The sequence below is a fragment of the Vibrio sp. 1751 genome, assembly GCF_033339895.1.
Lineage (GTDB): Bacteria > Pseudomonadota > Gammaproteobacteria > Enterobacterales > Vibrionaceae > Vibrio > Vibrio alginolyticus.
In genome coordinates this window covers 1-25,000 of sequence record NZ_JAWOVM010000069.1, presented here as the reverse complement: position 1 = coordinate 25,000, position 25,000 = coordinate 1, and the positions used below count along the sequence as shown (strand labels likewise).

At 44.6% G+C, this 25,000-nt stretch carries 25 protein-coding genes; 11 read left to right on the top strand and 14 right to left on the bottom strand.

All coding sequences use genetic code 11. The features are described 5' to 3' along the window. Positions 1 to 63: 63 nt before the first annotated feature. The 3 genes from R7041_RS17905 to R7041_RS17895 all read left to right on the top strand — a co-directional run bounded on the left by R7041_RS17905 (position 64) and on the right by R7041_RS17895 (position 3,571). Complete coding sequence (locus R7041_RS17905) at positions 64 to 948, top strand: LysR family transcriptional regulator (RefSeq protein ID WP_005387224.1); 885 nt, start codon at positions 64 to 66, stop codon at positions 946 to 948. 180 nt (positions 949 to 1,128) lie between these two features. After that, a complete protein-coding gene (locus R7041_RS17900) occupies positions 1,129 to 1,743 on the top strand; it encodes an outer membrane beta-barrel protein (protein WP_005373936.1) in 615 nt (204 codons plus the stop codon). 160 nt (positions 1,744 to 1,903) lie between these two features. Then, positions 1,904 to 3,571 carry an ABC transporter substrate-binding protein gene (locus R7041_RS17895; RefSeq protein WP_158155732.1) on the top strand — a complete coding sequence of 556 codons (1,668 nt, stop codon included), beginning with the start codon at positions 1,904 to 1,906 and terminating at the stop codon, positions 3,569 to 3,571. Positions 3,572 to 3,646: 75 nt separating this feature from the next. On the opposite strand, the gene ompV is transcribed toward R7041_RS17895, so the two are convergent. The 4 genes from ompV to R7041_RS17875 form a co-directional block, all read right to left on the bottom strand. Further along, entirely contained in the window at positions 3,647 to 4,423 is a 777-nt protein-coding gene (gene ompV / locus R7041_RS17890; RefSeq protein ID WP_017635134.1) for an outer membrane protein OmpV, read from the bottom strand. 221 nt (positions 4,424 to 4,644) lie between these two features. After that, entirely contained in the window at positions 4,645 to 5,178 is a 534-nt protein-coding gene (locus tag R7041_RS17885; RefSeq protein WP_005373930.1) for a copper resistance protein NlpE, read from the bottom strand. Positions 5,179 to 5,439: 261 nt separating this feature from the next. Further along, on the bottom strand, positions 5,440 to 6,669 hold the full coding sequence (locus R7041_RS17880) for a glycine betaine/L-proline ABC transporter ATP-binding protein (RefSeq protein WP_206949444.1): 1,230 nt from the start codon (positions 6,667 to 6,669) through the stop codon (positions 5,440 to 5,442). Next, the gene (locus R7041_RS17875) at positions 6,662 to 7,561 is read right to left on the bottom strand and encodes an ABC transporter permease (protein WP_005373926.1); all 900 of its coding nucleotides are present in this window, start codon (positions 7,559 to 7,561) and stop codon (positions 6,662 to 6,664) included. Before R7041_RS17875 ends, R7041_RS17880 begins: the two co-directional genes overlap by 8 nt. A 499-nt stretch (positions 7,562 to 8,060) precedes the next feature. Here R7041_RS17875 and R7041_RS17870 point away from each other — a divergent pair, with 499 nt between their 5' ends. The 3 genes from R7041_RS17870 to nqrM are packed head-to-tail and all read left to right on the top strand — an operon-like array spanning position 8,061 to position 9,065. Beyond that, on the top strand, positions 8,061 to 8,351 hold the full coding sequence (locus R7041_RS17870; RefSeq protein ID WP_005373924.1) for a DUF134 domain-containing protein: 291 nt from the start codon (positions 8,061 to 8,063) through the stop codon (positions 8,349 to 8,351). After that, positions 8,348 to 8,854, top strand: a complete 507-nt coding sequence (locus R7041_RS17865) for a NifB/NifX family molybdenum-iron cluster-binding protein (protein ID WP_005373923.1) — start codon at positions 8,348 to 8,350, stop codon at positions 8,852 to 8,854. The genes R7041_RS17870 and R7041_RS17865 overlap by 4 nt, the downstream gene beginning before the upstream one ends. Position 8,855: 1 nt before the next feature. Next, positions 8,856 to 9,065 (top strand): (Na+)-NQR maturation NqrM, encoded by a 210-nt coding sequence (nqrM, locus tag R7041_RS17860; RefSeq protein ID WP_025768002.1) that lies wholly within the window; start codon positions 8,856 to 8,858, stop codon positions 9,063 to 9,065. Here nqrM and R7041_RS17855 read toward each other — a convergent pair. Continuing rightward, a complete protein-coding gene (locus tag R7041_RS17855) occupies positions 9,043 to 9,855 on the bottom strand; it encodes an aminoglycoside phosphotransferase family protein (protein ID WP_206949443.1) in 813 nt (270 codons plus the stop codon). The genes nqrM and R7041_RS17855 overlap by 23 nt on opposite strands. Before the next feature lie 187 nt (positions 9,856 to 10,042). Here R7041_RS17855 and R7041_RS17850 point away from each other — a divergent pair, with 187 nt between their 5' ends. Next, positions 10,043 to 10,237, top strand: coding sequence for a hypothetical protein (locus R7041_RS17850; RefSeq protein WP_005373920.1), 195 nt, complete (start codon positions 10,043 to 10,045; stop codon positions 10,235 to 10,237). A gap of 75 nt (positions 10,238 to 10,312) precedes the next feature. Here the strand turns inward: R7041_RS17850 and fusA are convergent, their stop codons facing one another. From fusA to R7041_RS17825, 5 genes are all read right to left on the bottom strand, one after another. Then, positions 10,313 to 12,337: an elongation factor G gene (fusA, locus tag R7041_RS17845; RefSeq protein ID WP_206949441.1), complete on the bottom strand. Its 2,025-nt coding sequence runs from the start codon at positions 12,335 to 12,337 to the stop codon at positions 10,313 to 10,315. Positions 12,338 to 12,630: 293 nt separating this feature from the next. After that, the gene (gene dgcA, locus R7041_RS17840; RefSeq protein ID WP_085569195.1) at positions 12,631 to 13,623 is read right to left on the bottom strand and encodes an N-acetyl-D-Glu racemase DgcA; all 993 of its coding nucleotides are present in this window, start codon (positions 13,621 to 13,623) and stop codon (positions 12,631 to 12,633) included. A 50-nt stretch (positions 13,624 to 13,673) separates the two neighbouring features. After that, positions 13,674 to 14,678, bottom strand: a complete 1,005-nt coding sequence (gene dgcN / locus R7041_RS17835; RefSeq protein ID WP_206949491.1) for an N-acetyltransferase DgcN — start codon at positions 14,676 to 14,678, stop codon at positions 13,674 to 13,676. Positions 14,679 to 14,779: 101 nt separating this feature from the next. After that, positions 14,780 to 15,661 carry a LysR family transcriptional regulator gene (locus R7041_RS17830; RefSeq protein WP_005387199.1) on the bottom strand — a complete coding sequence of 294 codons (882 nt, stop codon included), beginning with the start codon at positions 15,659 to 15,661 and terminating at the stop codon, positions 14,780 to 14,782. A gap of 154 nt (positions 15,662 to 15,815) precedes the next feature. After that, the gene (locus tag R7041_RS17825; protein WP_017635140.1) at positions 15,816 to 17,024 is read right to left on the bottom strand and encodes an MFS transporter; all 1,209 of its coding nucleotides are present in this window, start codon (positions 17,022 to 17,024) and stop codon (positions 15,816 to 15,818) included. Between the two features lie 201 nt (positions 17,025 to 17,225). On the opposite strand from R7041_RS17825, the gene soxR reads away from it, so the two are divergent. Continuing rightward, positions 17,226 to 17,660, top strand: coding sequence for a redox-sensitive transcriptional activator SoxR (gene soxR / locus R7041_RS17820; RefSeq protein ID WP_005373898.1), 435 nt, complete (start codon positions 17,226 to 17,228; stop codon positions 17,658 to 17,660). 9 nt (positions 17,661 to 17,669) lie between these two features. Here the strand turns inward: soxR and R7041_RS17815 are convergent, their stop codons facing one another. Together R7041_RS17815 and R7041_RS17810 are read right to left on the bottom strand one after the other, a co-directional pair. Then, entirely contained in the window at positions 17,670 to 18,065 is a 396-nt protein-coding gene (locus R7041_RS17815) for a DUF2391 family protein (protein WP_005373896.1), read from the bottom strand. Between the two features lie 13 nt (positions 18,066 to 18,078). Continuing rightward, on the bottom strand, positions 18,079 to 18,924 hold the full coding sequence (locus R7041_RS17810) for a tetratricopeptide repeat protein (protein ID WP_005373890.1): 846 nt from the start codon (positions 18,922 to 18,924) through the stop codon (positions 18,079 to 18,081). 200 nt (positions 18,925 to 19,124) lie between these two features. Here R7041_RS17810 and R7041_RS17805 point away from each other — a divergent pair, with 200 nt between their 5' ends. Then, entirely contained in the window at positions 19,125 to 19,595 is a 471-nt protein-coding gene (locus R7041_RS17805; protein ID WP_017635141.1) for an ASCH domain-containing protein, read from the top strand. A gap of 54 nt (positions 19,596 to 19,649) precedes the next feature. On the opposite strand, the gene R7041_RS17800 is transcribed toward R7041_RS17805, so the two are convergent. Continuing rightward, positions 19,650 to 20,237, bottom strand: a complete 588-nt coding sequence (locus R7041_RS17800) for a class I SAM-dependent methyltransferase (RefSeq protein ID WP_017635142.1) — start codon at positions 20,235 to 20,237, stop codon at positions 19,650 to 19,652. A gap of 90 nt (positions 20,238 to 20,327) precedes the next feature. After that, positions 20,328 to 21,845 carry a phospholipase D family protein gene (locus tag R7041_RS17795; RefSeq protein ID WP_064369409.1) on the bottom strand — a complete coding sequence of 506 codons (1,518 nt, stop codon included), beginning with the start codon at positions 21,843 to 21,845 and terminating at the stop codon, positions 20,328 to 20,330. 518 nt (positions 21,846 to 22,363) lie between these two features. On the opposite strand from R7041_RS17795, the gene R7041_RS17790 reads away from it, so the two are divergent. Together R7041_RS17790 and R7041_RS17785 are read left to right on the top strand one after the other, a co-directional pair. Beyond that, positions 22,364 to 23,521, top strand: a complete 1,158-nt coding sequence (locus R7041_RS17790; RefSeq protein ID WP_025767993.1) for an efflux RND transporter periplasmic adaptor subunit — start codon at positions 22,364 to 22,366, stop codon at positions 23,519 to 23,521. A gap of 13 nt (positions 23,522 to 23,534) precedes the next feature. Then, positions 23,535 to 25,000, top strand: a 1,466-nt coding sequence (locus R7041_RS17785; protein ID WP_318128671.1) for an efflux RND transporter permease subunit, incomplete at its 3' end; no start/stop codon positions are given.

Here is a 25,000-nt window from a genome sequence, read left to right as displayed (position 1 = left end):
TAGGTGATGTCATAGGATGAAGTGAAGTGATATTTATTAGTTTAAGTATGAGATTTTTAGATAATGAAATTGCCACCACTCAGAGCGGTTCACTGTTTTGAATCTGTTGCCAGAAACTCTAGCTTTTCGCTTGCTGCTGAAGAACTCAATGTGACGCAAAGTGCCGTTAGCCACCAGATACGATTATTAGAAGATTACTTGGGTGAATCATTATTTATCCGCCAAGGCAGAAAGCTCTCTTTGTCCGATACGGGCACCCGCTATTTAGAGGATATTAGCCCAGCAATTAGCTCAATTGCGATGGCCAGCCAAAAGGTGCGAGAAGGGGACAAAGGCAGCATACGGTTGGCGATTTATAGCTCGCTCGCCGTAAAGTGGCTTATTCCGCGTTTGTCTGATTTTAAGCGCCTACATCCAGAAATCGATCTGACACTCAATATGGTCGTTGGTGATCCTGAACAGACAGACAGCGTTGGCGATTGTTTTATCACGGTAGAGAAGCCAAAGCGAAACTACATGTCGGTAAAGTTATACGCGGAGACGTTGTATCCGGTCTGCAGCCATAAAATTTGGAAAGAGTTGCAAGATCAACCGATTCCAGAAGCGCTTTGGCGATACCCTATTTTGTCGACAGACTCAATTTATCGAGAGAGAGGAAAAGATTGGGCAGAGTGGTGCAGAGCGGGCGGTTACACCTTGCCGAAAGATGTCGATGTTCAACATTTTAGTCATATGTTGTTGGCAATAGAGGCGGCGCGTTATGACCAAGGCATCGCATTTGCGAATGATTTTATGCTCAATGAAAGAGATAAAGCGCACGATTTGGTGTACATCCCTTCTCATGGATTGGAAACCGGAGACAGCTTTTATTTTATTCATAAAAAGAGTCGAGCCAAGCAAGCGGAAATCATCAAGCTCACTAACTGGTTGAAGCAGCAATGCTTGTGAAATGACTAAATTGTCAAAATTAAGAAAGAAAGTGGCAAAGTTGTGTCTAAATATTTCATGTTTTATTGAGTTTTTATTCATTAACATCCACTTGGTTTTGAAACCAAGTGAAATGGACAGCATGGCATGCTTAAGGATGGGCAAAACACAACCTCAATAATTAACAGGCAGTGAAATACAATGTTTAAAAAAACATGGCTAATGACAGCCCTTCTAGCAACATGTTCTGTTGCAAACGCAGCTCCTTACGTTGGTGCATCTGTAGGTCAAGCATCGTTTGGTGATGTTAATGGCTCTATCAATGGTGGTGGTACTAACGCTAGCACTAAACTTAAACTTGAAGATGACTCAAGCCTTTCAGGCAAAGTATTCGGTGGTTACAAATTCAACGAATACATTTCTCTAGAAGCAGCCATTGGTGGCTACGATGCTTTAGACGGCAAAGTTGTTACTGTTGGTGATATGAAGTATCTATCGATTCAGCCAAAAGCGACTCTACCGATTGGCGATCGTTTCAACCTTTTTGCTAAAGCTGGTCTTTCTTACTTCAATGCTGAATTCAAAATTAGCAACTCTGTGATTGACGGTAGCGCAGGCCATACCACCATTTCTGACAGCACTGTAACAGGCATGTACGGTTTAGGTGCAGAGTTCGCTATTACTGAAAACTTTGCTCTACAAGTTGAATGGGAATACATGATGCCTGAGCTAGACATTGCGAAATTTGGCAATGAAAAAGTAACGGTTGATGCAGACATCAATGTATTCTCTGTAGGTATGAGCTACCGTTTCTAAGTATACTTATTCAAGTTACCTCTTGGCTTAGTAAACGTTTTTGACTTCTGTTGGTCGAGCTGAGTCCAAGCTTTGAATTTGTTTAGATATAGCACAGGAAGTTTAGTTGCTAAGCGTCCTGTGCTATTTTTTTGCTTTGGAATAACTCTTAGGAATCTTTGTGAACGATGTCAATCTTAGGTATCTGGATCTACTGTTAAAGCACTTTGAACCTCACCAGTATCACCTTGTTACGCTTTCTGAGCTAGAAGCGGTGATTTGCACGTCGAGGCGCAATGTTTCTATTGTGATGAAAAAGCTTGCCACTTACGATTGGGTCGATTGGCAACCTGCGATTGGCCGAAGTAACGCTAGCCGTCTCAGTATTAATATTTCCCTCCAACAAGCGATGACCGAGTTTTTGGTTGAGGAGCTTGGCAGAGGAAGAATGAACTCAATAACGAAACTTATTGATTGGTTCGGTCAAACCGCGGTTAGAGCACTAACCATCGCTTCTGAAAAAGTGAATCGATTGAATGAATCAAATAACGCTATTTTGATTTCTTCTTACCCTTGGGTATCCAAAATCGACCCTGCGAATACTTACCGTCACACTGAATTACACGTCGCGAAAAGCGTTTATGACGTATTGCTGACCCAAAATTCCAATGGTGGTATCGAGCCATCGTTAGCACATGAATGGAAAATGGAAGGCAAGGTAATGACGTTATGGTTGCGGCCAGGCATATATCGCCATGATGGCGAGCCCCTTAACATACAGGATGTGGTTTGGAGTATAGAAAGACTCAGGGAGATAAAAGGACCAGTTCACGAGCTCTGGCAATGCATTGATAGCGTGGTTGCAGAAACATCTAACTGCTTAAAAATCATATTGAAGCATCCGAACAAGTTGTTTCCATACATGCTAGCAACTCCTCATGCGTCTATTCTGTGTCGAGATGTCGTCTCTTTCGGTTCTAGTTATTCCTACCACATAGGGACTGGGCCATTTAAAATCAGCGGCTGGAACCAGGAGAGTATGACTCTTGAAGCGCACAAAGAGTATTTTTCAGCACGCGCATTGTTAGATCAAATAACGCTGTCTCATGGTGATGTTAAAACCTTAAATATGTTGAGCTTTAACCAAAGCTCCGATCACGTTGAAGTGGAAAAAATTAGCGCATTTTCATATCTGACCTACCGCGAACGTGCGGAATCCCAACTCACAAAAGAAACTTGGTATCAACTCGCTGATTACATCCATGTGCAAAAGCGAATTTATGATGCGCCAAGTGCCGTTGACAGCATTCAGTTAGAGACTCACGAGCAAGATTTATCAATAACAGATGGTGTTGTGATACCTAAACTGAAAGGTAAAGTGGTATTAGCTGAACCTGTCTGGACGATACCGAGTTTAATTCGTCATTCCGAATGGTTGCACAGTGTGATTCGTGCAACGGGATTGGAGTTGGAGATCGTCGTTATTGATGACATTAGTTTTCCTGAGGTAGTGTCTCACCAAGCAGATTTGCTCTTCATTGAGGAAGTCATGGAAGCACCATTTGAATATGGCATCTTCGAATGGCTGTCGATAGCAACTGGACTGCGTTTTAGTTTTGATCAAAGCCAGATGTTAAGGCACAGAGAAAAGGTTCGCAGGGCGATGGCAGATGATCACTCGCTACAGTCTTTATTAAACCTAGAGAAAGCGCTGCGCGATCAGTACCTATATTTGCCTTTGTTTGTTGGCTACGAAGAAGTGACAAAAACACAGCAAGTGCGAGGTGTGCAGGTGAAGAATACAGGCTATAGCGATTTACATAGGTTATGGATTGCTCATTCACACTAGAGTCTGTGTTCAAGATTATGCAAATGTCCAACGCATAAAGCCATCGAAATGATGGCTTTATAAGGGCGTATCGGATTAGAAGTTGTACGACACACTTGCGCCAACAACCCATTGGTTTGCACTATCAACGATAGATGAGTCGCTGATACCGCTGCCTAGGCGCGTGTATTGTGTCATTTGGCTTACTTGCCAGTTGTCGTTGATTGGCATAACAAGTTTGTAGCCCACACCATAGCTTACCGTTGAATCACCTTTGTATGCTTTGCGGTTTGCGTTTGCTTCGCGTTGTTTTACACCAAAGTAGTAATCTACGTAGTCTTCACTTTGATAAGTTAGGTTAGCAAAAGGAACAAAATCAACACTACCGAATTTCATGATGTGGAAGTAAGTCGCGCCCGCTAAGTAACCTTTGTAAGCGCCACTGATATCGTGCTGAAGGTACGTAGAAATGACGTTGTTTTGATCCAGTGTAAAGTCTGCGTTTAAACCTAGATCGACGGCGAAACGGCGTTTATCTGTGCCTTTCAGGCTTTTCGCTGTATCACCGTCGCGCATTACACCACTACCTACAAGGTAGGCACTCATGTTGATTAACTCATTGGTGTTACCGAAGAAGCGGTAGTTAATGCCACTTAGGTCGGCATTAAAGTCGTCACCATGGTAACCACCGTTGAGAATTGGTGCTGTATTATGCTTTTGATCTTTGAAAAGATCGCTGCCTTGAGCCACACCAGCTTCTACGTTCCAACCGCCTTCGTTGTTGTAGATGTTACCGTTACGAATGTAAGTATCGCCAGCGAAAGCTGAGCCAGCAGCTGTCAGAGTAAGTAGTGCAATTAATGTTTTTTTCATCATTTTTCCGAGTTGTTCTGTTTTGTTTTGAACACTGTACAAAATGACGTTGTAAGCATCTATCGGCAAAGCGTATGGAAATGTAATGAACAATCAGGGTAAGAAGCAGAATGTTGCTTCAGAATAGAAAGGTTGCTGGAATAGCTTTCGTTAAAATAACGAAAAATCCGAGCTGGGGTGGCTCGGATTTGGGGTATTTATCAGGTATTGATACTAACTTCTTACTGTTTCGTTAAGTTGTATAGTGGTGCTAGGTCACCCGTTACTTTTTCGCCATTCATGTCTAGCTTCATAAGTACGTTTTCACCAACAAAGTATTGGTTTGGTGCATCTTCATTTGTCAACGTTACGATGCTGCCATTTGCGTCCCAAGTGAATTGACCTTCAGATTTTGATTGACCGTCTTCTTTGTCTTGGTAGCTTTCTTCAAGTACGTAAGTGCCATCTTGATTTAGTGTGATGGTCATATCGATACCAGCACAATCCGCGCAAGGTAGTGTTCCTTTGTAGGTGCCGTTCCAGTCCAGAGCACTTTGTGCGTTGTGTTCAGAGTCTACAAATGTCTCTTCAGTAATTACCTGTTCTTCTTCTACTGGTAACGTGTCAATTGTCTCAGTCGTAACGTCTGCACTGGTGGTGACTTCAGTTTCCGTTGCCTGAGGTACTTCAACTGCGCTTGTTTCGGCAGGTTTCTCATCTTGACAGCCTGCAAGAATGATTACCGCGCCTGTTAGTGCCAACATTGTCTTTTTCATTTTATCCCTCTTTAAATCAAGATTTTGTATGAGAGTAATAGTAGACATTTATCGAGGATTTGCGTCATCAAAAAGCAATAGAATGATCTAACTATGTCAATAAAACCGGATATGAGCATGAAATTGTCAGGAAAATCAGAACAATGTAAATGTTGATTTGGGTATCAAGCTTGAGCCCACAGATAAATATCTAAAAAGGGGAGTGGGAGCGAGTTAATTGATAACAGCCCACATTATTGTGAGGTGTATTATCAACATCATCTAAGAAACGTTATTGAAGCTTGAGCGTGAAGTGCCTCGTTTTGTGCTTCGTTGATCAGAAAACAGCTCCGCAATAACCTGACGATTTAATTCGCCTTTCAAATGGCCGTGCTCATCGATGACGGGCAGTGAATGTTCACACGACATGACTTCAGTCAGCACTTGCTCAATGGCTAAATGTGGAGAGATGATAGGCACCTCTTCATAGATATCATCACGCCAATCTGATAGGTGAGTTAACTTCGCTGCGTTTAGCAATCCTTGCTGTGTTATCACGCCTTGATAGCCTGCATTGGTCTCATGGTAGGCATAATCACGTTTAACACGTTTCATTTCACTCAGCGCATCTTCAATGGTTTCAGCGCGAACACAGTACGAAGGTGGCTGCATCAGCGTTTCGACCGTCAGTGCTCGCGCTCTATTGACGTCTTTTACAAAGGCTTCAACGTACTCATCGGCAGGATGCAGTAAAATTTCGTCTGGTGAACCTTGTTGGACAAGTTCACCGTCTTTAAGAATCGCGATGCGATCGCCAAGTCGAAGCGCTTCATCTAAATCATGAGTAATGAAAATAATGGTTTTGTGCAGCTTCTGTTGCAGCTCTACCAGCTGATCTTGCATTTCGCTCCGAATCAGAGGGTCCAATGCTGAAAAAGCCTCGTCCATCAACAGTATTTCGGCGTCGGTAGCCAGTGCCCGTGCAAGGCCCACACGCTGTTGCTGTCCACCCGATAGTTGAGCAGGATACTGGTGCTTATAACCCGTCAGTCCAACGGTTTCTAACCATTCATTTGCTTTTTCTAAGCGCGCCTCTTTATTCATTCCCTGAACTTCCAAACCATATGCGATGTTGTCGATAACAGTGCGATGAGGCAGCAAACCAAAGCGCTGGAACACCATAGACATCTTGTGACGGCGAAACTGTTCAAGCTCTTTGTTCGAAAGTTGCATGACATCCACCCCTTCTACCAAAATCTGCCCCATGGTTGGATCGATTAATCGGTTGAAGTGGCGAATCATGGTGGATTTTCCAGAACCGGATAATCCCATAATGACAAAAATTTCACCCTTTTGAATTTGCAGGTTGATGTCTTTTAGTCCGACCGTGTGGCCCGTTTCCGTTAAAACCTGCTCTTTACTATGTCCCAAATTAACGCGCTCAATCACGCTATTGGGCTTGGGGCCGAAGATTTTATACAGACCGCTGATTTCGATAAGTGGACTAGTCATGTTTTGAGTCTCCTAAATGAGCTTGAGTGCGTTTCGCATACGCTTGTGAAGCACGATCAAAAAGGATTGCTAGGGCGACAATTGCTAAACCATTGAGAAGACCAAGAGTGAAATATTGATTGGTAATAGACTTTAGAACAGGCTGACCTAAACCTTTTACCCCAATCATTGATGCGATGACCACCATTGACAGTGCCATCATGATCGTTTGGTTAATTCCCGCCATGATGGTTGGCATTGCAAGCGGAAGCTGAACCCCAAAAAGCCGTTGCCGAGTGCTGGCACCAAATGCGGTTGCGGCTTCCAATACTTCTTTATCAACTAGACGAATGCCCAAATTGGTTAAACGAATAACCGGTGGAATCGCGTAGATCACTACTGCGATAAGGCCAGGAATTTTCCCGATGCCCAATAACATCACAACTGGAATGAGATACACAAATGCCGGCATGGTTTGCATGACGTCGAGTAATGGTGTTACCACCGACTGAATGCGATTAGAGCGCGCCATAGCGATGCCGATAGGGATACCAAGTGCGATGGCAAGCATAGTACATACAGTGATGATACTGAGCGTGCGCATAGTATCTTCCCACATTCCAAAATAGCCAATCAGAATCAGCGAACCAAAACATGCAGCGGCCAGTTTCCAAGAGCGGCTAGCGGCATAAACGAGAGTGGTGCAGACACCTAAAATAATGAACCAAGGTGTAGAAATCAGAAGTTTTTCAAACCAGACAAGAAACGCCAGGAGCGGATCAAACAGAGACTCAATGAGTTCACCATACTCGCGAGAGAAATCTCTGTAGGCGCCGTCGAGTGTTTTGCGAATCGCCCTGAGATCAGAGGCATCCATTTCCGGGAATTCGCTGAGCCAATTTGAGTCAGACATATGTACTTCCTTTTTCTGATATACCTAAGCGCTTTCAAGAAACTTAATTTGGCAAGAAGAGTAGGGCACCTAGGCCAAGTAATGGTCGTTCGACAGGTTCTTTATCGAAAGTATTACCCTTTAAGCTCAGGCCAATGTCGTCAAACTTCTCTTTTTCGTCCTTAGGTATACATCCTTTTAAATAAAACAATCATTAGTGTTCAAACTAATGATTTGCTTGGATTATAGTTTTTCTTCTTCAATAAAATGAACACATTAGCGTGTATTTGTATGAAAAATCTGCGCAAACTAACGTTTTTATTATCCGGTTAATTAGAATTGATCTTTTTGTTCGTTTGTCATCAAAATTCCTAAATTATTAGATGTCTAATTAATGCTGATGTATTACGTATTTGTCGTGTTGATTTTTGCAAACTTAGTTTATTGGCATATGCTAAAAATGTTATTGGCATATGCCAGTTTAAGGCGTAATTTGACTCTGTGTTTTTGAGGGACAATGATGGCAAGACCAAAGATAGAAAGACGAATATGCGGACGTGCGGCTCACCATTGCTTTAAGCCCAATGGCATTCCATTTAATCAGTTGGAGCAAGTCGCCATATTACCAGAAGAGTTAGAAGCGCTACGTTTAGCCGACTTAGAGGGGCTTAGCCAGCAGCAAGCTGCGGAGCAGATGGGCGTTTCTAGACAAACTTTTGGTAACACAGTAAAAAGTGCAAGATTGAAAGTCGCAAAAAGTTTAGTTGAAGGTCATGCATTAGTTTTTCCGAATGAGGAGTCAAACTTATGATTTATGCTATTCCTAATGATGGTGAGCGGGTGGCAAACCACTTTGTAAAAGCACCATACATCGCTATTTATTCTGATACTGACGGTATGCTAAAAAACTTAGCGAACATTGCTTCTATGCCACAAGCGGGTTGTAATGCGAAGTCTCAGTTGATTCAGTCTCTACAAGGGTACAATGTGGATGCTGTTCTTGTGCGAAATATTGGTGAACGTGTATTGGCAAAGCTACTTAGCAGTGGCACGCCAGTATTTAGGCTGTCTACTCGTAGTTCATTGGAAGATGTGCTTGCGGTTCCAAGAGAGCCTTTGATTGAGCCCTCTCAAGGACGCCCATCAAACAATCATAAGAAAAGTGTTCACAAACAAAAAGGCGGCTGCGGCTCCTGTGGTTGTGGTGGCCAAAAATCAAAAACCTCCTTGTTGGCAAGACCTAAAGCGCTACTCAAAGCAACATCTAGCCCTGCTATACTTAAGCTAGAGTCGATGGCTAATAAGGCAGGTTAATATGGTTTGGTTATTTACCTTTCTTGGTTTTCTCGCAATCATTTTGTTGATGTCACTTGGCGTCATTTTTCATAACAAGCGTATTCAAGGAAGTTGCGGCGGTTTAAACAACGTCGGTGTTGATAAAGTATGCAACTGCGAAACCTCATGCGCAGAACCTGAAAGGCGTTTACATCAAATCTCAGAGCCTAACTCATCACCTGAGCACTAAGGCTTTTGGCCCATTGCGGCAAGGTTTGCCGAAACCAGTCCAAATACTTGCTGGTCTGCGGATTCTCTCTGGAGACCAGTATGTTGACTACCTCGACAACGATCCACGCTTTTGCTAGTCCGATATCGCGCGCCAATTCTGTTGTTTCACCTTTCTCTGCGCACGTTATATACTTGCCTGCTACGTTCAAGTAATCATCAAATGTGCCCATGCCCTCGATGAGCGGCGCTAAATCTATCGCGACATGCCCTGTAGAAAAGCGCTCCCAGTCGAACAGCACCAGCTCGCCATTTCTACGCTGTCCCCAGTTTCCTGCATTCGTGTCTCCGGAGATCAAGTTCTGCCCATCGAAAAGGTGCGCCGATCGTTGTTGTAGCTGGTGGAAGAACTGTTCTGTCTCTGAGCCCAGTTTAAGTGTAGTGAGTGCTTGTTGAGTCGCTTGTGGTGTCCACTGGTGGCGGTGATAAATACCATCTGATATTGGTGGAAGTTGGTGCAGTTTGACGAGTTGTTCAATGACTCGATCATCTTCAAGTAAGAATGCTTGCTCGACTGCGTGGGGAACGTATTCAATGTACAGAACGTTTTTCTGGTCGTCGAGTTGAATCAAGCGCGGTACGTGTATTCCAAGCGCGTTAAACTGCTCGGCATAGCGTTGATAAAACGCCACTTCTATTTGAGTAGGGTTACGTTTTTCTATTACTTGGACGCCATCTTTTTCGATGAGAAAAACTTTGGCACTGCCCATTTGGTTGAGTTCTTGTTGCGACACCGGACTTCCTGTCTTCATGTAGAGAGAGCTCACCTTAATCGCTGCACTCACGTTTGCCAATAGCCACGACAAAGTGCCTCAAAAATATTAAATGCAACTGTTTAAATATGATTTTGCTGTGAGTGTCTAAATTTTACACAGTCTCGCCTGTACTCCGATAAATTCGTTCTACGCTTACTATTCGTCTTAATAAAGGAGAACCAAAATGGCTGTAATGAAGCAGGATATTCCAAATCGTGTAACGGTTTACCATGACAATATCGATCAAGAACAAGAGCTGAAAAATGCGATGCTGCCAGAGAAACCGCGCTACTTTAACGGTGCTCCGACTTACAAAGCGAACAGCATCGAAGAGTTTGAAAGCAAAATCAGTCAGATAGGTTTGTCTCTCGATAAATAATTTTTCTTTTACATAAAAGCGCCCTCAAAATGAGGGCGCTTTTTTGTTTATGTGATTGATTTGAATCTTAGGGAATTAACCTTGTTGTGTACTGCCTTGGCAGACCTGTTTTTGCACTGCTGGTGGCGCAGGCTCGTAATGGCTTAAGGTCATACTAAAGCTGCCTTCACCACCAGTGATAGAGCGTAATCGACGAGCGTAATCTTGCAGCTCGTTTACAGGTGACTTGGCTCTGAGTAAGGTGAAGCTGCTGTCTATTGGCTCGGAGCCTTCGATTAAGCCTCGGTTTCCAGATAAATCACCAGAAACATCGCCAACATTCGCGGTTGGGATGTGCAGTTCCATCTGGACAATGGGTTCTAGCACAATAGGATCGGCGTTGTTAATCGCATTTAAAAACGCTTTCTTACCTGCGATGACAAACGCAATTTCTTTTGAATCGACGGAGTGATATTTACCGTCATAAACGGTGACTTCCACATCCTTAATTGGGTTGCCAGAAATCGCGCCTTCCTCTAACGCTTGCAAAATACCTTTTTCAACAGCAGGAATGAGCGCGGTTGGAATGGTGCCACCCACCACTTTGTTGATGAACTTAAATCCGGCACCACGTTCGAGTGGACGAACCTTCAATTGCACTTCACCAAACTGGCCTGCACCGCCACTTTGTTTTTTGTGTCGATAATGCCCTTCGGCAGGTTTGGTGATGGTTTCAAAGTATTCGACGCTTGGTTGGCAGGTTTCGACGTCCAGTTTGTACACGTTCGCCATCTTTTCTAATACGACTTTGAGGTGAAACTCTCCTTGGCCGCTGATGATGGTTTCGTTGGTGCGAGCGCGATGTTCGATGCGCAGAGAAGGGTCTTCACTGGCGATTTTATTCAGCACATCTCCTAATTTTTGCTCATCTCCACGCTTAAGAGGTTTCAAGCACAAAGAATACATGGAGTCAGGAAGATCCAACGTTTTGAGTTGAACACCATCTTCTTCGTGAGAGTCATGAACGATTGAATCGAATTCGAGATCATCCACTTTGGCTAAAACGCAGAAGTCGCCCGCAAGCGCGCGAGGGATCTCGGTTCTATCTTTGCCCTGCAGTTGATATAAGTGCCCAACTTTAAATGCCTTGTTGCTTTCGCCAATATAAAGCTGGCTGCCCGCATTGATTTCCCCCTGATACACACGTAAGTAGGCAAGTTTTCCCATATATGGGTCGACGCTGACTTTGTACACGTGTGCGACGGTGTGCTCTAAGGTTTCGCAATTTACTTTGATTTTTTTGCCGTTCTTTTCCAGTTGAGGAGGGTTACCCTCGTTTGGCATGGGCATGATCTCCGCCAAGGTGCGCAGCAGCAACTCGACGCCCGTGCCGGTTTGTGCTGAGACAAAACAGACCGGAATCACATGTCCAGTTCTTAGTGCTTCTTCAAACGGATCATGCAGTTGCTCTGCGGTGAGTTCGGAGCCTTGTTCCAGATACAGTTCCATCAGTTCTTCATCGACTTCGATGACTTGGTCAATTAAGGTCTCATGAGCTTCATCTACCGTTGCAAGTAAGGTTTCTCGTCCCAATTCTGGTTCGAAATAGCAGTCAACTACAGATTCCCCGTCAGCCGAAGGTAAGTTGATCGGCAAGCAGTGGTCACCAAAATGCTCAACGATGTTCTCCATCAATCTTTCTAACTGATTACCGTGGTTATCGAGCTTATTGATAATGATCATCTGACATTTTTGCTGCTCTTTAGCAAAGGTGAATAAGCGATCGGAAGTTTGGTTAAGTGGGGTTTGAGGGTCGATGACAAGGGCAGATGTTTCAACGGCAGGAAAAACGCTGATAGTACGGCCAAGTAACTCGTTTTGTCCCGGAGTGTCGATGATATTGAGCCGGTGTTTATTCCAGCGCAGTGCGACTGGCGTTGCTTCAATACTGTGTTGATATTGGATGGATTGAGGGTCGAAGTCGGTAACGGTATCGCCTTTTTCTACGCTGCCTAAATGGTGCGTGGCATCGCAGGTGAAGAGCAGTTTTTCTATCAGCGTGGTTTTACCGGTCCCGGTTTGGCCGACAAAAGCGATATTGCGTATTTTGTTGATAGGCATAGAGCCTCCTTGCAAGATGGCGTGAAAAACCTACGAATTGCTAGGAAGTGGGTTGTTATAGAAACCCACGCACTGCATTGGAGTAGGGCGGGATTACCGCCTATTCGTTTTCCACGTCATTTTCCGGATGACTCGATGCATAAGACCACCTTCTTGGACTACTGGAATCTTAGTATGCCTCAATAACCATATAATTTATGTGACTTATTTCATGATGGGGCTGATTGTTTTTTAATCGAGATCATAAACTCAGAGGTTCTGACTTTTGGAGCAAAACCTCTGGATTGTTTAGGCTATTTGGAAAGAACGATTTCGCCGTCGCAATAAACCAAGCTTGGCGTTACATCTTGTCCGAGCAGCAACGGGCCATCAAGATCGACAACGCTTGCCTGAGCAGCAATGGGTAAGGCAGCACGCATCGCAAGCGACGTCCCCAACATACAACCGGACATGAGGCGAAAACCGAGTTTTTGGGCGTCGTCGGATAATAATAGTGCTTCAGTGAGCCCGCCAGTTTTATCTAGCTTAATGTTCACCATTTCATATTTGCCAACCAACTGATGCAATTGCTCTCTGGTGTGACAACTTTCATCGGCGCAAAGTGGAATGGGGTGCGGAATGCTGGCGAGTACGTCGTCGCAGTCTTGTGGCAACGGTTGCTCGATCATGGTGATATTAAACGGTTCGAGTTGAGCAAATACCGTCGCGAGGTCGAGGTTTTGCCACGCTTCATTCGCATCTAAGACAATTTGTGCGTGCGGCGCGGCATCGCGTACTGCTGCAACGCGCTCAATCACGTTTTCACCATCCAGTTTTACCTTAAGCAGTTTTGCGCCTTGGCTAAGGTAAGCTTGTGCCTGTTTTGCCATCGCTTGCGGCTTGTCGATAGAAACCGTCATCGCCGTCACAATCGCCTCGGGCAACGTAAAGAGGTCGTGAACCTGCTGCTTTTGGCTCAAAAGCGCGTGAAGATGCCAAAGGGCGCAATCCAATGCATTTCTTGCCGCCCCTGCGGGTAATAACGATTGAAGCTGGCTTTTGAGAACCATGACATCAGCTTCGCCTTTGGCATACAAACTTTGCAGTTCATGTGCGGCGTGAGAAATCGCCTTAATCACCGATTCAACCGATTCACCATAACGAGGGTATGGCGTGCATTCACCTTGGGCGGTCATGCCTCGATGTTCAATTGTCACTCGGACTACGTGGCACTCTGTCCGACTGCCGCGAGAGATGCGAAATGGTGTCGCCATGGCAATCGTGACAGGTTCTACATGAATTTTCATCTCACTAGTTTTCCCTAAACCGCAGTTATTTTCTAAACCGTAAATGTTTCTTAAATCGTAAGGAGCCTATCTGCAACCGCATCAACGCCAAAACGTACAGGGTCGGTGACGGGCACTTGGTATTTGTCGCTCCAATCCTGGCATAACTGGGCAGCATCTTCTTCGCTGAGCGCCGAAGTGTTTAAGCAAATACCCACTAATTGAGCGTTTGGATTTGTTAGGCGAGCAGCGGCCAGATTCGCTTCTATCGTTTGTTCAATGGTTGGCAAGCTCGCATGTGGTAAGTTGCGGATGTGCGGGCGACCAATCTCATGGCACAGTATCAGAGCGTCAGCTTGTGCGCCGTGAAGTAAGCCCAAACTTACGCCAGCAAACGAAGGGTTAAATAACGAACCTTGCCCTTCGATGATGTCCCAATCGTGATCGGTGAACTCAGGGCTGATCGTTTCTACTGCGCCGGAGATAAAATCGGCAACTACGGCATCAATTGAAATGCCACTGCCTGCGATGAGAATTCCAGTTTGACCCGTTGCTTTGAACTCTGCGCGACAGTTTTTACGCTTTAATGTGTGCTCAATGGCGAGGGCAGAGTACATTTTGCCAACGGAGCAATCTGTTCCTACAGTAAGTACTCGCTTGCCTGCGCGAGCTTTGCCATTGCCGACCTTGAGCGGGGCATCATAATGGCGAACATCATACAGTTTGGTTAATCCGCGTTGTTCTAGATCGGCAAGAGGAGAAAGTTCCGCCAAACGTTGGTGCATGCCCGATGCAATTTCAAATCCCATCTCTGCCGCTTCAAGTAAGGTTGCTTGCCAAGCTTCGGGAATGACGCCTCCTGGATTTGCAGTGCCAAGCACCAGCGTTTTTGCTCCTTGCTGCTGCGCTTGTTGTAGTGTCATGTCGGTTAAACTAAGCGATACGGTTTCTGGCGTCAGGCGGATTTGGCCAAGACAAATCTCAGGTCGCCATTGATATATGCCACGCGCGGTTTTTGCTGCGAGTGGATCGGTTACATCGCCAAGAAAAAGTAGGTAAGGTTGAGCAATTTGCATGATGGTTCCCTTCGTCATCGTTATTGCTCATTAATGTAGCCAGACTGATTTAGGAAACCGAATGCTTATTTTTTAGGCAGGTATAACTTCAGGTTATACCTTTAAACCATCTGTTGTTTTAGGGCGGTGATAAATTGCTTTGTCGCAATGGATTGAGGTGTGTGCTCTGCGAATAAAATAGAGACAGAGAAGGACATATTTGGCTCCAAAGCATGCACGGAAACGGCATTATCTTGGCGATATTGTTTTGCAGTCCAAGGGTCTACAATCGCGAATCCTGCTTCGTTTTTCACCAGTTCAGCCGCCGCGGAGTAGCTGCGGACGGTAATGGCATGTTGATAATGCTCGTCACGCGCTGACAAGGTTTGATGTAACAGCAAGCCCAGAGGGTCTCGGCTATCTAAACCGATAATGGGTAAATCGTGACTGATGAGTTCTTCTAAAATGACGGTTTTTTCTGCGGGTATCGCTGCGCTTTTAGGAGCGATCAGTGCTAAGTTTTCTTTCAATAACACGTGCCCCATGATCGCTGGTGGTGTTTCTTCACCGAACGCAATGGCGACATCCAGTTCATGTTTCAGTAAACCTGAGCACAGCTCATCGCGATTGGCCGTTAAGAGCTCAAAGGAGATGCTGTGCTCTTTCGATAACAACGCGACAGTCGGCGCTAACAAGTGTGCGGCCAAAACAGGCGGAGCACCAACTCGTAAATGTTGAGTTCCCTGTTTGACTTTGTTGGTCAGAGAGCGAAATTGTCCGAGTTGTTGATAGACTTTTTCAGCCTCTGGCAATAAGGCTTTGGCTTCTTGAGTGGGAACGAGACGGCCCTTTACACGCTCAAATAAAGCGAAGCTCAGTTGTTGTTCTGTATGGGCGAGAACTCGAGTGACATTAGGTTGGGAAACGTGCAGTAAGCGAGCCGCGCCTGACACCGTTCCTGCTTGCATAATGGCGTAAAAGACTTCTAATTGCCTTAAGTTCACTGCGATTTCCCCCTGCTCATGTTGGTCACTTCAGAATACCCAACCTTGCTGATAAGCGATAGAGGCAAAAGTGCTGGCGTAAAAAATAGGAAGACGATGTTGGTTGCCTTCCTATCTCGCTTTTTCAATTTCTCAACTTCTCAATTTCTATGCTTCACTTTGCTGCTGCATGAAGGGGCAGGTCGTTAAACGGCTCGACGTCTCGGCTGAGTAATCCCATCAAAATCACTGCTAACACCATGACAGCAGCTGCGATTGCAAAACCGTATTGTGTTAGTTCGTAATGACTCAACATTGCAATCAGGACGTAACTGAGAGATTGAATGGTGGTGGCAAACATGCTGATGCCGCCATCGACGCGACCTCGTTGATGAACCGCTACGGTGTGATGCATCCAGTTGACTCTCGCAATGCGATTTAGCGCGTTAAATACGCCAAACAGCGCCGTAAACAATAAGATGGTCAGCGGGCTCATCGCAAAACTCATCCCGATAAGCGCAAAAGATACCATAACCATCGAAGCGAACATAATGTGGCTATGGGAGGCACGGCTTAGCACTTTGGTGACAATAAAGCCGGTTAGCAACGAACCGAGGCCAAAACTGATGTTGAACCCTGCAAACCAATCGCCAGAGATGCCTTGTTCAGAAAACCAAATCGGCACCAGTTTGCTCAAATACGTCAATGCAGGATAAGAGAGGCAAGAGAGCAGAATAAAGCCATAAAATCGGGGTTCGAGACGGAATATTTGTTTGCTCTCTTTGAGTTGCGCGATGAAAGCAACGGATTTTGACGCCCTTAATTGTTGGGTATAAGGCGTCAGAATATAGAACATCGCTGCTAACGCAGAGGCGCTGGCCGCAAACAAAGCAAACTCTTTCATACCCCACATTTCAAGCAAAACAATACCCAACGCGCCAGCTCCGAGGGTTGTGGATTGCATTACAATTTCTTGCTGACCCGAAATTTTCGCATACTCATGGTGCTGATAATTTTCTTGGGTGAAGGCGTTGTTGGTCGTCCATGCAAAATTACTCGAAACCCAATACACCAATTGCGCAAAAGCCAGCAACCAGTGTGACTCAAACCCTAACCAATAAGCAATGAACACCACCAAAGCCATACCCGATTGAATCCATTGATTGAGCACGAGTAGTACTTTGCGTGAATGTCGGTCAATTAAAGTGGAAAAGAAAGGCGTTGCTAGAAAAGAAATCGCGGTGCAGCTCAGAGAAACTAAAGCTACGAAAGTGCCCATGTTAGGTTCGGAAAGCATGACCCATGGCAGCGCCATCATGAATAAGCCAGAGGAGATACTGTCGAAGAAGCGGCCAGCTAAGTACGGCTGAGTTTTATTTTTCATTATGTTTGCCTCTAACTCCCGATGGATTTCAAAAGGTTGATGTCCAACTGTCTTGTGGTTAACAACCAAGTCGTTCGCGCTGAATACATTATCTTGAGATCGCCGGGGTTTAGCGTTAATTAAGATGGTGCAACTTTAAAACCTCAAGTAAACTTGAGGTAAAGCATTTTTTTAACAAAATTGATACGCAGGGAGTCAAGGATGGAAATCAGCGTAGGAGAAGTGGCAAAACGTTCTGGAGTGAAAGTATCTGCCCTACATTTTTACGAGCAAAAAGGACTGATTTCGAGCTGGAGAAATCAAGGTAATCAGCGTCGCTACCATCGCAGTGTGTTGCGCCGTGTTGCGGTGATCAAAGCAGCGCAGCAAGTTGGGTTGTCGTTAGAAGAAATTAAACATGCGTTAGATGAACTGCCGAAACACCAAGCCCCTAACAAAGCGCAATGGGAAGAAATGGCAAGCCATTGGCATGAACAGTTAGAACAAAAGATTCAAAAACTTAAAGCGTTGCAAAACGATTTAGGCGGATGCATTGGCTGCGGGTGCTTGTCGTTAGAAACCTGCGCACTTCGAAACCCAGAAGATGTATTAGGGAAAGACCACTCGGGGTCGAACTTAACGTTAGAAGAAGAGTAGCGATTATCTCTATTCTTTGTCGAAACTGTCGACTACGATCGCGCCCATCGAAGCAGGCATTGTGATGACGATAACGCGTTTTATCGCAACCAAAGGCTCATTCATGAGTGGCAGTTTATCAAGACAGAAAAGAACTAACGCTACCACAACGGCCGCAATGAGGTACGCGATAACCACACGAAAAATAAAGATGGATACGCGATTCTTGATGTGGCTTTGAAACACGCTTTGATACGCGAAAAAACTGAGGAAAATGACAGAAAGACTTAACAGCATGAGCAAGTTTGCCATTGGTAGGCTCTCACCCAATCGCCACGCTTCCTCCGAAAATGAGATCGGGACTGCTAGGGCAAAAGCGCCAACCAATACTTGGCTAGCGTCTTCTAGATTAAAGTGGCTGCTCATGCTGTTTATTCCATTATTCGCTTGCTAGATGTAAGAGCTTTTCAAAACGCTCATTACCGTGCAGCAATTCGAGGTCTCGTTCTTCGGCAAGTAAATCACGAATGGATGGGCTGTATTCAATTGCGCGTTCCAAGTCTTCAATAGCTTGCTCTTCGATACCAAGGCGAGAGTATGCACACGCGCGTTGATACAGTGCAGGGCCGTTGGTGTAATCGACTTCAAGTACGCGGTTACAAATGCTAAGTGCCCAATGGTATTCGTTGATTTCCATCGCTGCGTCGGCTTTGTAAGTCAACGCTTCTAAATCACCTGGACGAATTAATAAGATTTCATCATAGATCTCAATACGTTGTTCTGGAGTTTGAGAGCTTTGTGCACGTAGCCATAAGTTATGGATCTCGTTGATTTTCTCAATCTCTTTGTTGTTTTCGCTGATAATGCGAGTTTTGCGTTTTAAATCTCGCTCAAGGGCGACAAACTTTTTCTCGTATTCTTGGGCGATCTTCTCCAATCGTTTATCAGCCATCTCTTTGGTGTTGTGTTTAAACTCGCGCAGAGATTGCCATCCGACAAAGGCAATCAGCGATGCGACACCAGCAATGATGTAGAAGAAGTATGTAACGGTCACGTTGGCATAGTTCAACGATTTATCTGCGACCGTTAGCTCGCGATCGGTGATCTCTGTGATCATTCGCTTTTCTAGGCTTTGATAGTCCTGACGCAGCGCTTTTAGTTCATCTAAAATATAGCGTTCCATTAATGGTCTATCTAACAGATCCGATTCTGAATACTTTTCCTCCGATGCCATTGTTGGCAAGGCAAGTATCAGCGAGAAAAAAATACCAATAAATAAGCGCATATAACGTCCTTTCACGAGAAGAGTACAGATAGACCATGCAACAATAGCAAATAGCACAAACGTTTAGCAAAGTTATTACAAAAGAAATAACAGTCGTCTTCGTAGAAGTCATATTCTTGTTGTTTTTCAGTTTGTTCCTGATGGTTATTTGTTGTGATATCTTTTATCCTCCTTGCGAATTTATGATTAATGGAGTGAGCATGGACGCGCGAGCTAAGGATTACTTAGAACAATTCCTAGAATTATTATCACCAGAACAAAGGGAAGCTGTACCATCAGTCAGTGCTGACTATTATTGTGCCGATGAATACAACGCGAATGTATGCGCAGATTTGGTTCGTATTGGACAGAAAACTGCATCGTGCAGTTTGGAGCTTTGGTATCGAGAGCATGGTGAAATCATGCCCCAAGTCGGTCATTTACAAGTAGTGACGAATTGGGATGGGGACCCGGTTTGCGTGATACGAATTACTGACGTAAGTACATGCAAATATGAGGATGTAACCGCAGAGTTTGCCTTCGCAGAAGGCGAAGGTGATAGAACCTTAAACTGGTGGCGTGATGCTCATACTGCATTTTTTAAAGCTGAATGCGATGAGTTGAACATCGATTGGCATGAGAAACGTACGCTGGTTTTAGAGCGTTTTGAAGTGGTGTATCCCGTCAATTAATCTCTGATAGCAGCACTGATTTGAAGTGCTGCTTTCTTTACTGAGAGACCATTTTTAGCGCTTTCGAGCGGTCACACTAAACATGTGCCAATGTTTTTGGCTTCCTACTACAGTGGTCCCGTCTTCATCTCTTTCATGCAATGAAATGAGGTCGTAACCTTCGAATAAGCTTTCCACTTCCTTTTTTGTTAATGCGGTAATGTTTGGGTGCATTTCGGAGGTAACCCAGGAGTCTTTCACTCCCAAGAAATCGCCGGAGAAGATACCGCCCGGTTGTAATGCGCTGTCTATTTTTGTCCAGACTTGTTTGAAGCCTGTGTCAGGGCAAAAGAACAAACTGGCATTTGCGATAACCAAGCTGCACTTAGGGTAATTAAATTCAGTAAAACAGCACTGCGAAACCGAAAATCGTTTATTACCTTCAAAGCGTGTTAAACAAGTTTTTACTGCATTTTCATTGCTATCACATGCGTGAACCTTAAATCCCTGTTCGAGGAGAAAGTGGCTGTCTCGACCTATTCCGCAGCCAATATCGAGAGCGACTTTGCCTTCTATCTTAAGTAGGTTCAGGGCATTTTCCACGTTTGGGCGGTGAGGTTGGCTTAAAATTTTCTGATAGTATTCATTCCATTGCGCTGGCATTGAACTTCCTTATGTTGGTTGTGTCCCCTGCCCAAAACTAGCGTCCATTTTGTTTTGCTTGACTGGGGAGGTTTGCAGTATTGGCAGCTGTTATAGCTGATCTTCAATCGGTAATATTCCGGAGAACCAAGCGCCCATTTTTCGCCATACTCCTGCTTCTGGTTCGGAGTCGTATTCTTCGCCTGTTTTTACGTCGGTCCAGACAATGTCCCCGTCGCGCAGAGTTAAGGCGTAGGCGTTACTCGACAGTTGATTCGGCAGTTGTTCTAGAAACATTTGCACATATTCTGGCTGTTCGATAACAACGGCCATTTCGGTATTCAAAGCGGCCGAACGTGGGTCCCAGTTCATCGAACCAACGAAAAGTGTTTTGTTATCAATCGTCATTGCTTTAGCGTGTAAACTTGCTCTGCTACTCCCCGTGAGGCTCCACTTACTTTTGAGTTTCGCGCTCGCTTTTACTTCCCAAAGCTTGATTCCAGCTTCGAGTAGATCTTTTCGATATTTTGCGTACCAACCATGCACGGCAAACACATCGTTAGACGCGAGGCTATTGGTCACAATCGTGATATCAACGCCTCGCTTGGCCGCGTTACTTAATGTTTGAGTACCTGCTTCAGTTGGAACGAAATAGGGAGAAATGAGCACAAATGAATCCTCAACACTTTTAACCAATTCCGACAAATTATCAATAAGTTGGCTCTCTCGGGTCGCGACTTTATCGGGCAGATCAAACCATACTTTCGCTTCTCCCCAGTAGAGCTTGAGTTTGCCTTGTTTTAGATCTTGGTACATATCCAGTTGAGTGAAGTCATAGCGGCCGGTTGAAAACTTTTCCTTTAACCGGAGTTTATTGACCTGCTTTTGAATCGCTTGGTCGGTAATTTGCTGCGAATTCGGTGTAATCCATTCCATTGGTATCGAATAGGCGCTATTCCAGTAGAGGTCGAACTGATCGGCAGTTTGTTGTACCGCCTCACCATAGAGCAGAAGATCAAAATCACCAAACTCAACTTGCGATTCAAAAGAGAAGTATTCATTGCCGATATTTCTACCTCCGACAATGGCGGAAACACTGTCTGCAATCAGAGACTTATTGTGCATACGACGATTAAGGCGTTCAAAATCGCTAGCAAGAGCGAACCAACGGGAGTCGCGATACTGATGCGGGTTAAATAAGCGGATTTCTATATTAGGATGTGCATTGAGGGCAGCCATCACATCGTCGTTTCGCTTTTGCATATCGTCAAGCAACAGCCTTACTCGAACACCACGCTTTGCCGCTTCATACAAGCGCCACGTTATTAGCTGACTCGTTTCGTCACCACGGTAAATATAGTATTGAAGATCAAGGCTTTTCTGGGCGGACTCGATCAAAGAGGTTCGAGCAAGAAGGGCATCGTGTCCCTGATTTAACGGTGCAAAGCCAGTTATGGACTTAGGGTCTCTCCCGTAAGCTTCAAAGTACTGCGCAAGAACAGAATCCTTTTGATAACCGAGCTGAAAGCTGGTGGACTTTTCACTGGCGTCATTCAACGATACGGATGAGCATGCCGATAAAATAGTGAGCAGCGAGGGGAAGAGCAACTTGGCGAGCGTTTGTAACAAAGCACATTTCCTTGTCTTACAGAGTGTTACCTACTCCAAATTATAGACTTAAGCTGACGCCACATGCACCCAGAACCGTTTGATAACGAGCGATTAATCAATGAATTGCCATAGAGCCTGCACTAAGTTCAACTTTTAGAGCGCAGATAATCATTTATTTTAATTATCATTATGGCCGTATTGGTCATAATCACTAATATCTGGTGATTATGACCAATAGCACACTGGATAAAATAATGGTTTTTATATAACTATATGATTTTTAATAAATAAATGCTTGGCATGTCATTTGCTGTTTAGAATAAAAGTTAAGTCAGAGCAACTTGCGCAGTTGGTTAATTTTTTGTTAATTTTATTAACTTTGAATTGGCAATAACTATCTAGTTCGCTGCTTAAAAGACTAGGCAAGTGCCGCTTTGATGTTTATTCAAATTCAATTCTCTCACCACCATGCTTACCCGGAGCAATGGACTGAATAAAAGTGTGGTGTTGAAAACAACAATAAAAAAGGATTTTCGATGTTAGCAAAACCCATATTACGTTGGCTTTTACCCTTCGTCGTCGTTGGAGGCTCTTATGCAGGATATGCTGCAATTGCCGCAACTGCGCCGGAAAAAGAGTCAACCAAAGATGCAATTACAGAACCTACTGTTCAGGCTTCTTCTCTTTTTCCTACTGATCACAAAGTGGTGATTACCAGTCACGGTGAATTAGTCCCTTTTGAAAAAACACACCTTTCCGCGCAAGTCAGTGGTGAAGTGATAAGTTGGCACCCGAATTTTGTAACGGGTGGCATCGTGAAACGAGGAGAGGTTCTTTTCACAATTGAAAGTGACAACTATGAAGCGTCGGTTCTACAAGCTGAAGCCGATTTAGCTAGTGCACGCGCAAACTTGATTGAGGAACAAGCGAAAGCCGAAGTGGCAAAACGTCAGGCAAAGAGACTGAGCGATAAGCAAGTGACGGATTTGTATTTACGCAAACCTCACGTTTTGAGCGCACAAGCCCAAGTGAAGTCGGCTCAAGCGGCACTCAAACGAGCAAAAAGAGAGTTAGAAAATTGCAAAGTCGTTGCACCTTACGATGCGCTGGTTGTTGAGCGTGATATTGGTGTTGGTCAATTTGTTACATCTGGTTCTCGAGTTGCCACGTTAAACAACATCGAAGTGGCAGAGGTGCACGTACCCATTGCCGGTTTTGATAGTGCATTTTTACCCGAATCCATTGGTGAACTCACTGCGACAGTGACGCAGCAAGGTGTCTTTTCTACCACTAGAGAAGGTCGAGTAGTTCGTGATTTAGGCATGATTGATAGCGCTACCCGAATGATTAACATGGTCATTCAAATCGCGGACCCATACGGTGTCGATAACCAGCAGCCTCCGATTAAATTCGGCTCCTACGTTGAAGTGAGTTTCACTGGTAAGGAACTTAAGCATATCTATCGCTTACCACAGGAATTAGTTAAAAACCGTACCGTGTGGGTGGTGAATGGCGATAATCAACTTCAACCCAGAACCGTCACGGTTTTGAGAGCAGAAGGTGAGTTTTTGCTGGTTGGCGAAGGTTTAGAGCAAAGTGATAAGTTGGTACTGACCTTACCAGAGTACCCTCAAAAAGGCATGGCGGTACAAATTGCAAAAAAGAGTGACGACTCCGAAACCGTCGTACAGTAAGTAGGAGTATGTCATGGAAGATACTAAACAAAAGGGCTTAATTGCCTATTTTGCGAATAATCCCGTCGCTGCCAACCTTTTGATGGTGTTCATCATTATCATGGGTGTGGTGAGTTTTCTCTTTATTCAAAGGCAGATGTTTCCGAATATTGAGGTGAACTACATTGATGTTCGTGCGACTTATCCTGGCGCTTCTCCTCAAGAGATAGAAGAGAGTATTCTCGTTAAGGTCGAGGAATCGATTAAAGACGTCACCGGGATTAAAAAAGCAGTCTCAACGGCCTCTAGAGGTAGCGCGTATGTTTCCATCGAGGTAGACGTTAATGCCGATATCAAGCGTGTCTTAGATGATGTAAACCAACGTATTGATACCTTGTCTAACTTACCAGCGGGTATGGAACCAATCAATGTCTACCAAGTTGAATGGCGCCAAGATGTAATCGAAATGGGGTTAGTTGGGGACCGACCGCTCGAGGAGCTTAAACCGCTTGCTAAGCAAATCGAAGATGAATTACTTCAGTTAGAAAACGTCATGCTGGTGTATCTGAGTGCGCCAGAAGAAGAAATAGCGATTGAAGTTGACCCACTTGTTCTTCGTAAATACGACCTGACGTTGAGCGATATCAGCAGCGCGATCAGCCGTTATTCAGCTAACTTTTCTGCGGGCGAAGTAAAAACAAATTCAGGGATGATTGCAGTAAGGATTGAAAACCAATACTACCGTGGTGATGAGTTTAGAAATATTCCTGTAAAGCTTGGCGCAAATGGTGCAAAGGTTTTACTGCAAGATATCGCCACGATCAAAGATGGTTTTACGGAAGAAGAGCGCTATTTTGAATACTCAGGGCAAAATGCGATCTACATGTCTGTTGAAGCAACTCGTGATCAGAACATTATCCCTGTTGCACAGTCCGTTCGTAATTATATTGAAGCAAAAAACAAGACATTGCCGCAGGATGTTAAGCTCAAAGTCTTAGTTGATACGACTTATTATTTAAATGGGCGTCTCGACATGATGTTGAAAAACTTGCTGCAAGGCGCTGCATTAGTCGCGATTATGCTGACCATTTTCCTACGTTTCCGCTTGGCTATGTGGGTAATGATTGGGCTACCTGTCTGTTTTCTCGGTGCCGTAATGATGATGCCTGCATTAGGGATCACGGTAAACATAGTGTCTCTTTTTGCCTTCATTATGGTGCTCGGTATTGTAGTTGATGACGCCATCGTGATGGGAGAGAGCGCTTACAGCGAAATTGAAGAAAAAGGCGGTGGCGTCGAAAACGTGGTTCGTGGTGTAAAACGTGTTGCCACACCAGCCACTTTCGGTGTGTTAACCACAATTGCTGTGTTTGCTCCTTTCTTGTTGTCTAGTGGTATTGATAGTGCCTTCTTTTATGGTATCGCGGGGGTCGTGATTCTTTGTTTGATCTTCAGTTTGATTGAATCGAAGCTGATCCTTCCTGCACACCTTGCGCATAC

Bases quoted from the DNA above. Each gene is read 5' to 3' on its own strand.
- R7041_RS17905 (WP_005387224.1), top strand. From the start codon at position 64: ATGAAATTGCCACCACTCAGAGCGGTTCACTGTTTTGAATCTGTTGCC.
- R7041_RS17900 (WP_005373936.1), top strand. From the start codon at position 1,129: ATGTTTAAAAAAACATGGCTAATGACAGCCCTTCTAGCAACATGTTCT.
- ompV (WP_017635134.1), bottom strand. From the start codon at position 4,423: ATGAAAAAAACATTAATTGCACTACTTACTCTGACAGCTGCTGGCTCA.
- R7041_RS17885 (WP_005373930.1), bottom strand. From the start codon at position 5,178: ATGAAAAAGACAATGTTGGCACTAACAGGCGCGGTAATCATTCTTGCA.
- R7041_RS17880 (WP_206949444.1), bottom strand. From the start codon at position 6,669: ATGACTAGTCCACTTATCGAAATCAGCGGTCTGTATAAAATCTTCGGC.
- R7041_RS17875 (WP_005373926.1), bottom strand. From the start codon at position 7,561: ATGTCTGACTCAAATTGGCTCAGCGAATTCCCGGAAATGGATGCCTCT.
- R7041_RS17870 (WP_005373924.1), top strand. From the start codon at position 8,061: ATGGCAAGACCAAAGATAGAAAGACGAATATGCGGACGTGCGGCTCAC.
- R7041_RS17865 (WP_005373923.1), top strand. From the start codon at position 8,348: ATGATTTATGCTATTCCTAATGATGGTGAGCGGGTGGCAAACCACTTT.
- nqrM (WP_025768002.1), top strand. From the start codon at position 8,856: ATGGTTTGGTTATTTACCTTTCTTGGTTTTCTCGCAATCATTTTGTTG.
- R7041_RS17855 (WP_206949443.1), bottom strand. From the start codon at position 9,855: ATGAAGACAGGAAGTCCGGTGTCGCAACAAGAACTCAACCAAATGGGC.
- R7041_RS17850 (WP_005373920.1), top strand. From the start codon at position 10,043: ATGGCTGTAATGAAGCAGGATATTCCAAATCGTGTAACGGTTTACCAT.
- fusA (WP_206949441.1), bottom strand. From the start codon at position 12,337: ATGCCTATCAACAAAATACGCAATATCGCTTTTGTCGGCCAAACCGGG.
- dgcA (WP_085569195.1), bottom strand. From the start codon at position 13,623: ATGAAAATTCATGTAGAACCTGTCACGATTGCCATGGCGACACCATTT.
- dgcN (WP_206949491.1), bottom strand. From the start codon at position 14,678: ATGCAAATTGCTCAACCTTACCTACTTTTTCTTGGCGATGTAACCGAT.
- R7041_RS17825 (WP_017635140.1), bottom strand. From the start codon at position 17,024: ATGAAAAATAAAACTCAGCCGTACTTAGCTGGCCGCTTCTTCGACAGT.
- soxR (WP_005373898.1), top strand. From the start codon at position 17,226: ATGGAAATCAGCGTAGGAGAAGTGGCAAAACGTTCTGGAGTGAAAGTA.
- R7041_RS17815 (WP_005373896.1), bottom strand. From the start codon at position 18,065: ATGAGCAGCCACTTTAATCTAGAAGACGCTAGCCAAGTATTGGTTGGC.
- R7041_RS17810 (WP_005373890.1), bottom strand. From the start codon at position 18,924: ATGCGCTTATTTATTGGTATTTTTTTCTCGCTGATACTTGCCTTGCCA.
- R7041_RS17805 (WP_017635141.1), top strand. From the start codon at position 19,125: ATGGACGCGCGAGCTAAGGATTACTTAGAACAATTCCTAGAATTATTA.
- R7041_RS17800 (WP_017635142.1), bottom strand. From the start codon at position 20,237: ATGCCAGCGCAATGGAATGAATACTATCAGAAAATTTTAAGCCAACCT.
- R7041_RS17790 (WP_025767993.1), top strand. From the start codon at position 22,364: ATGTTAGCAAAACCCATATTACGTTGGCTTTTACCCTTCGTCGTCGTT.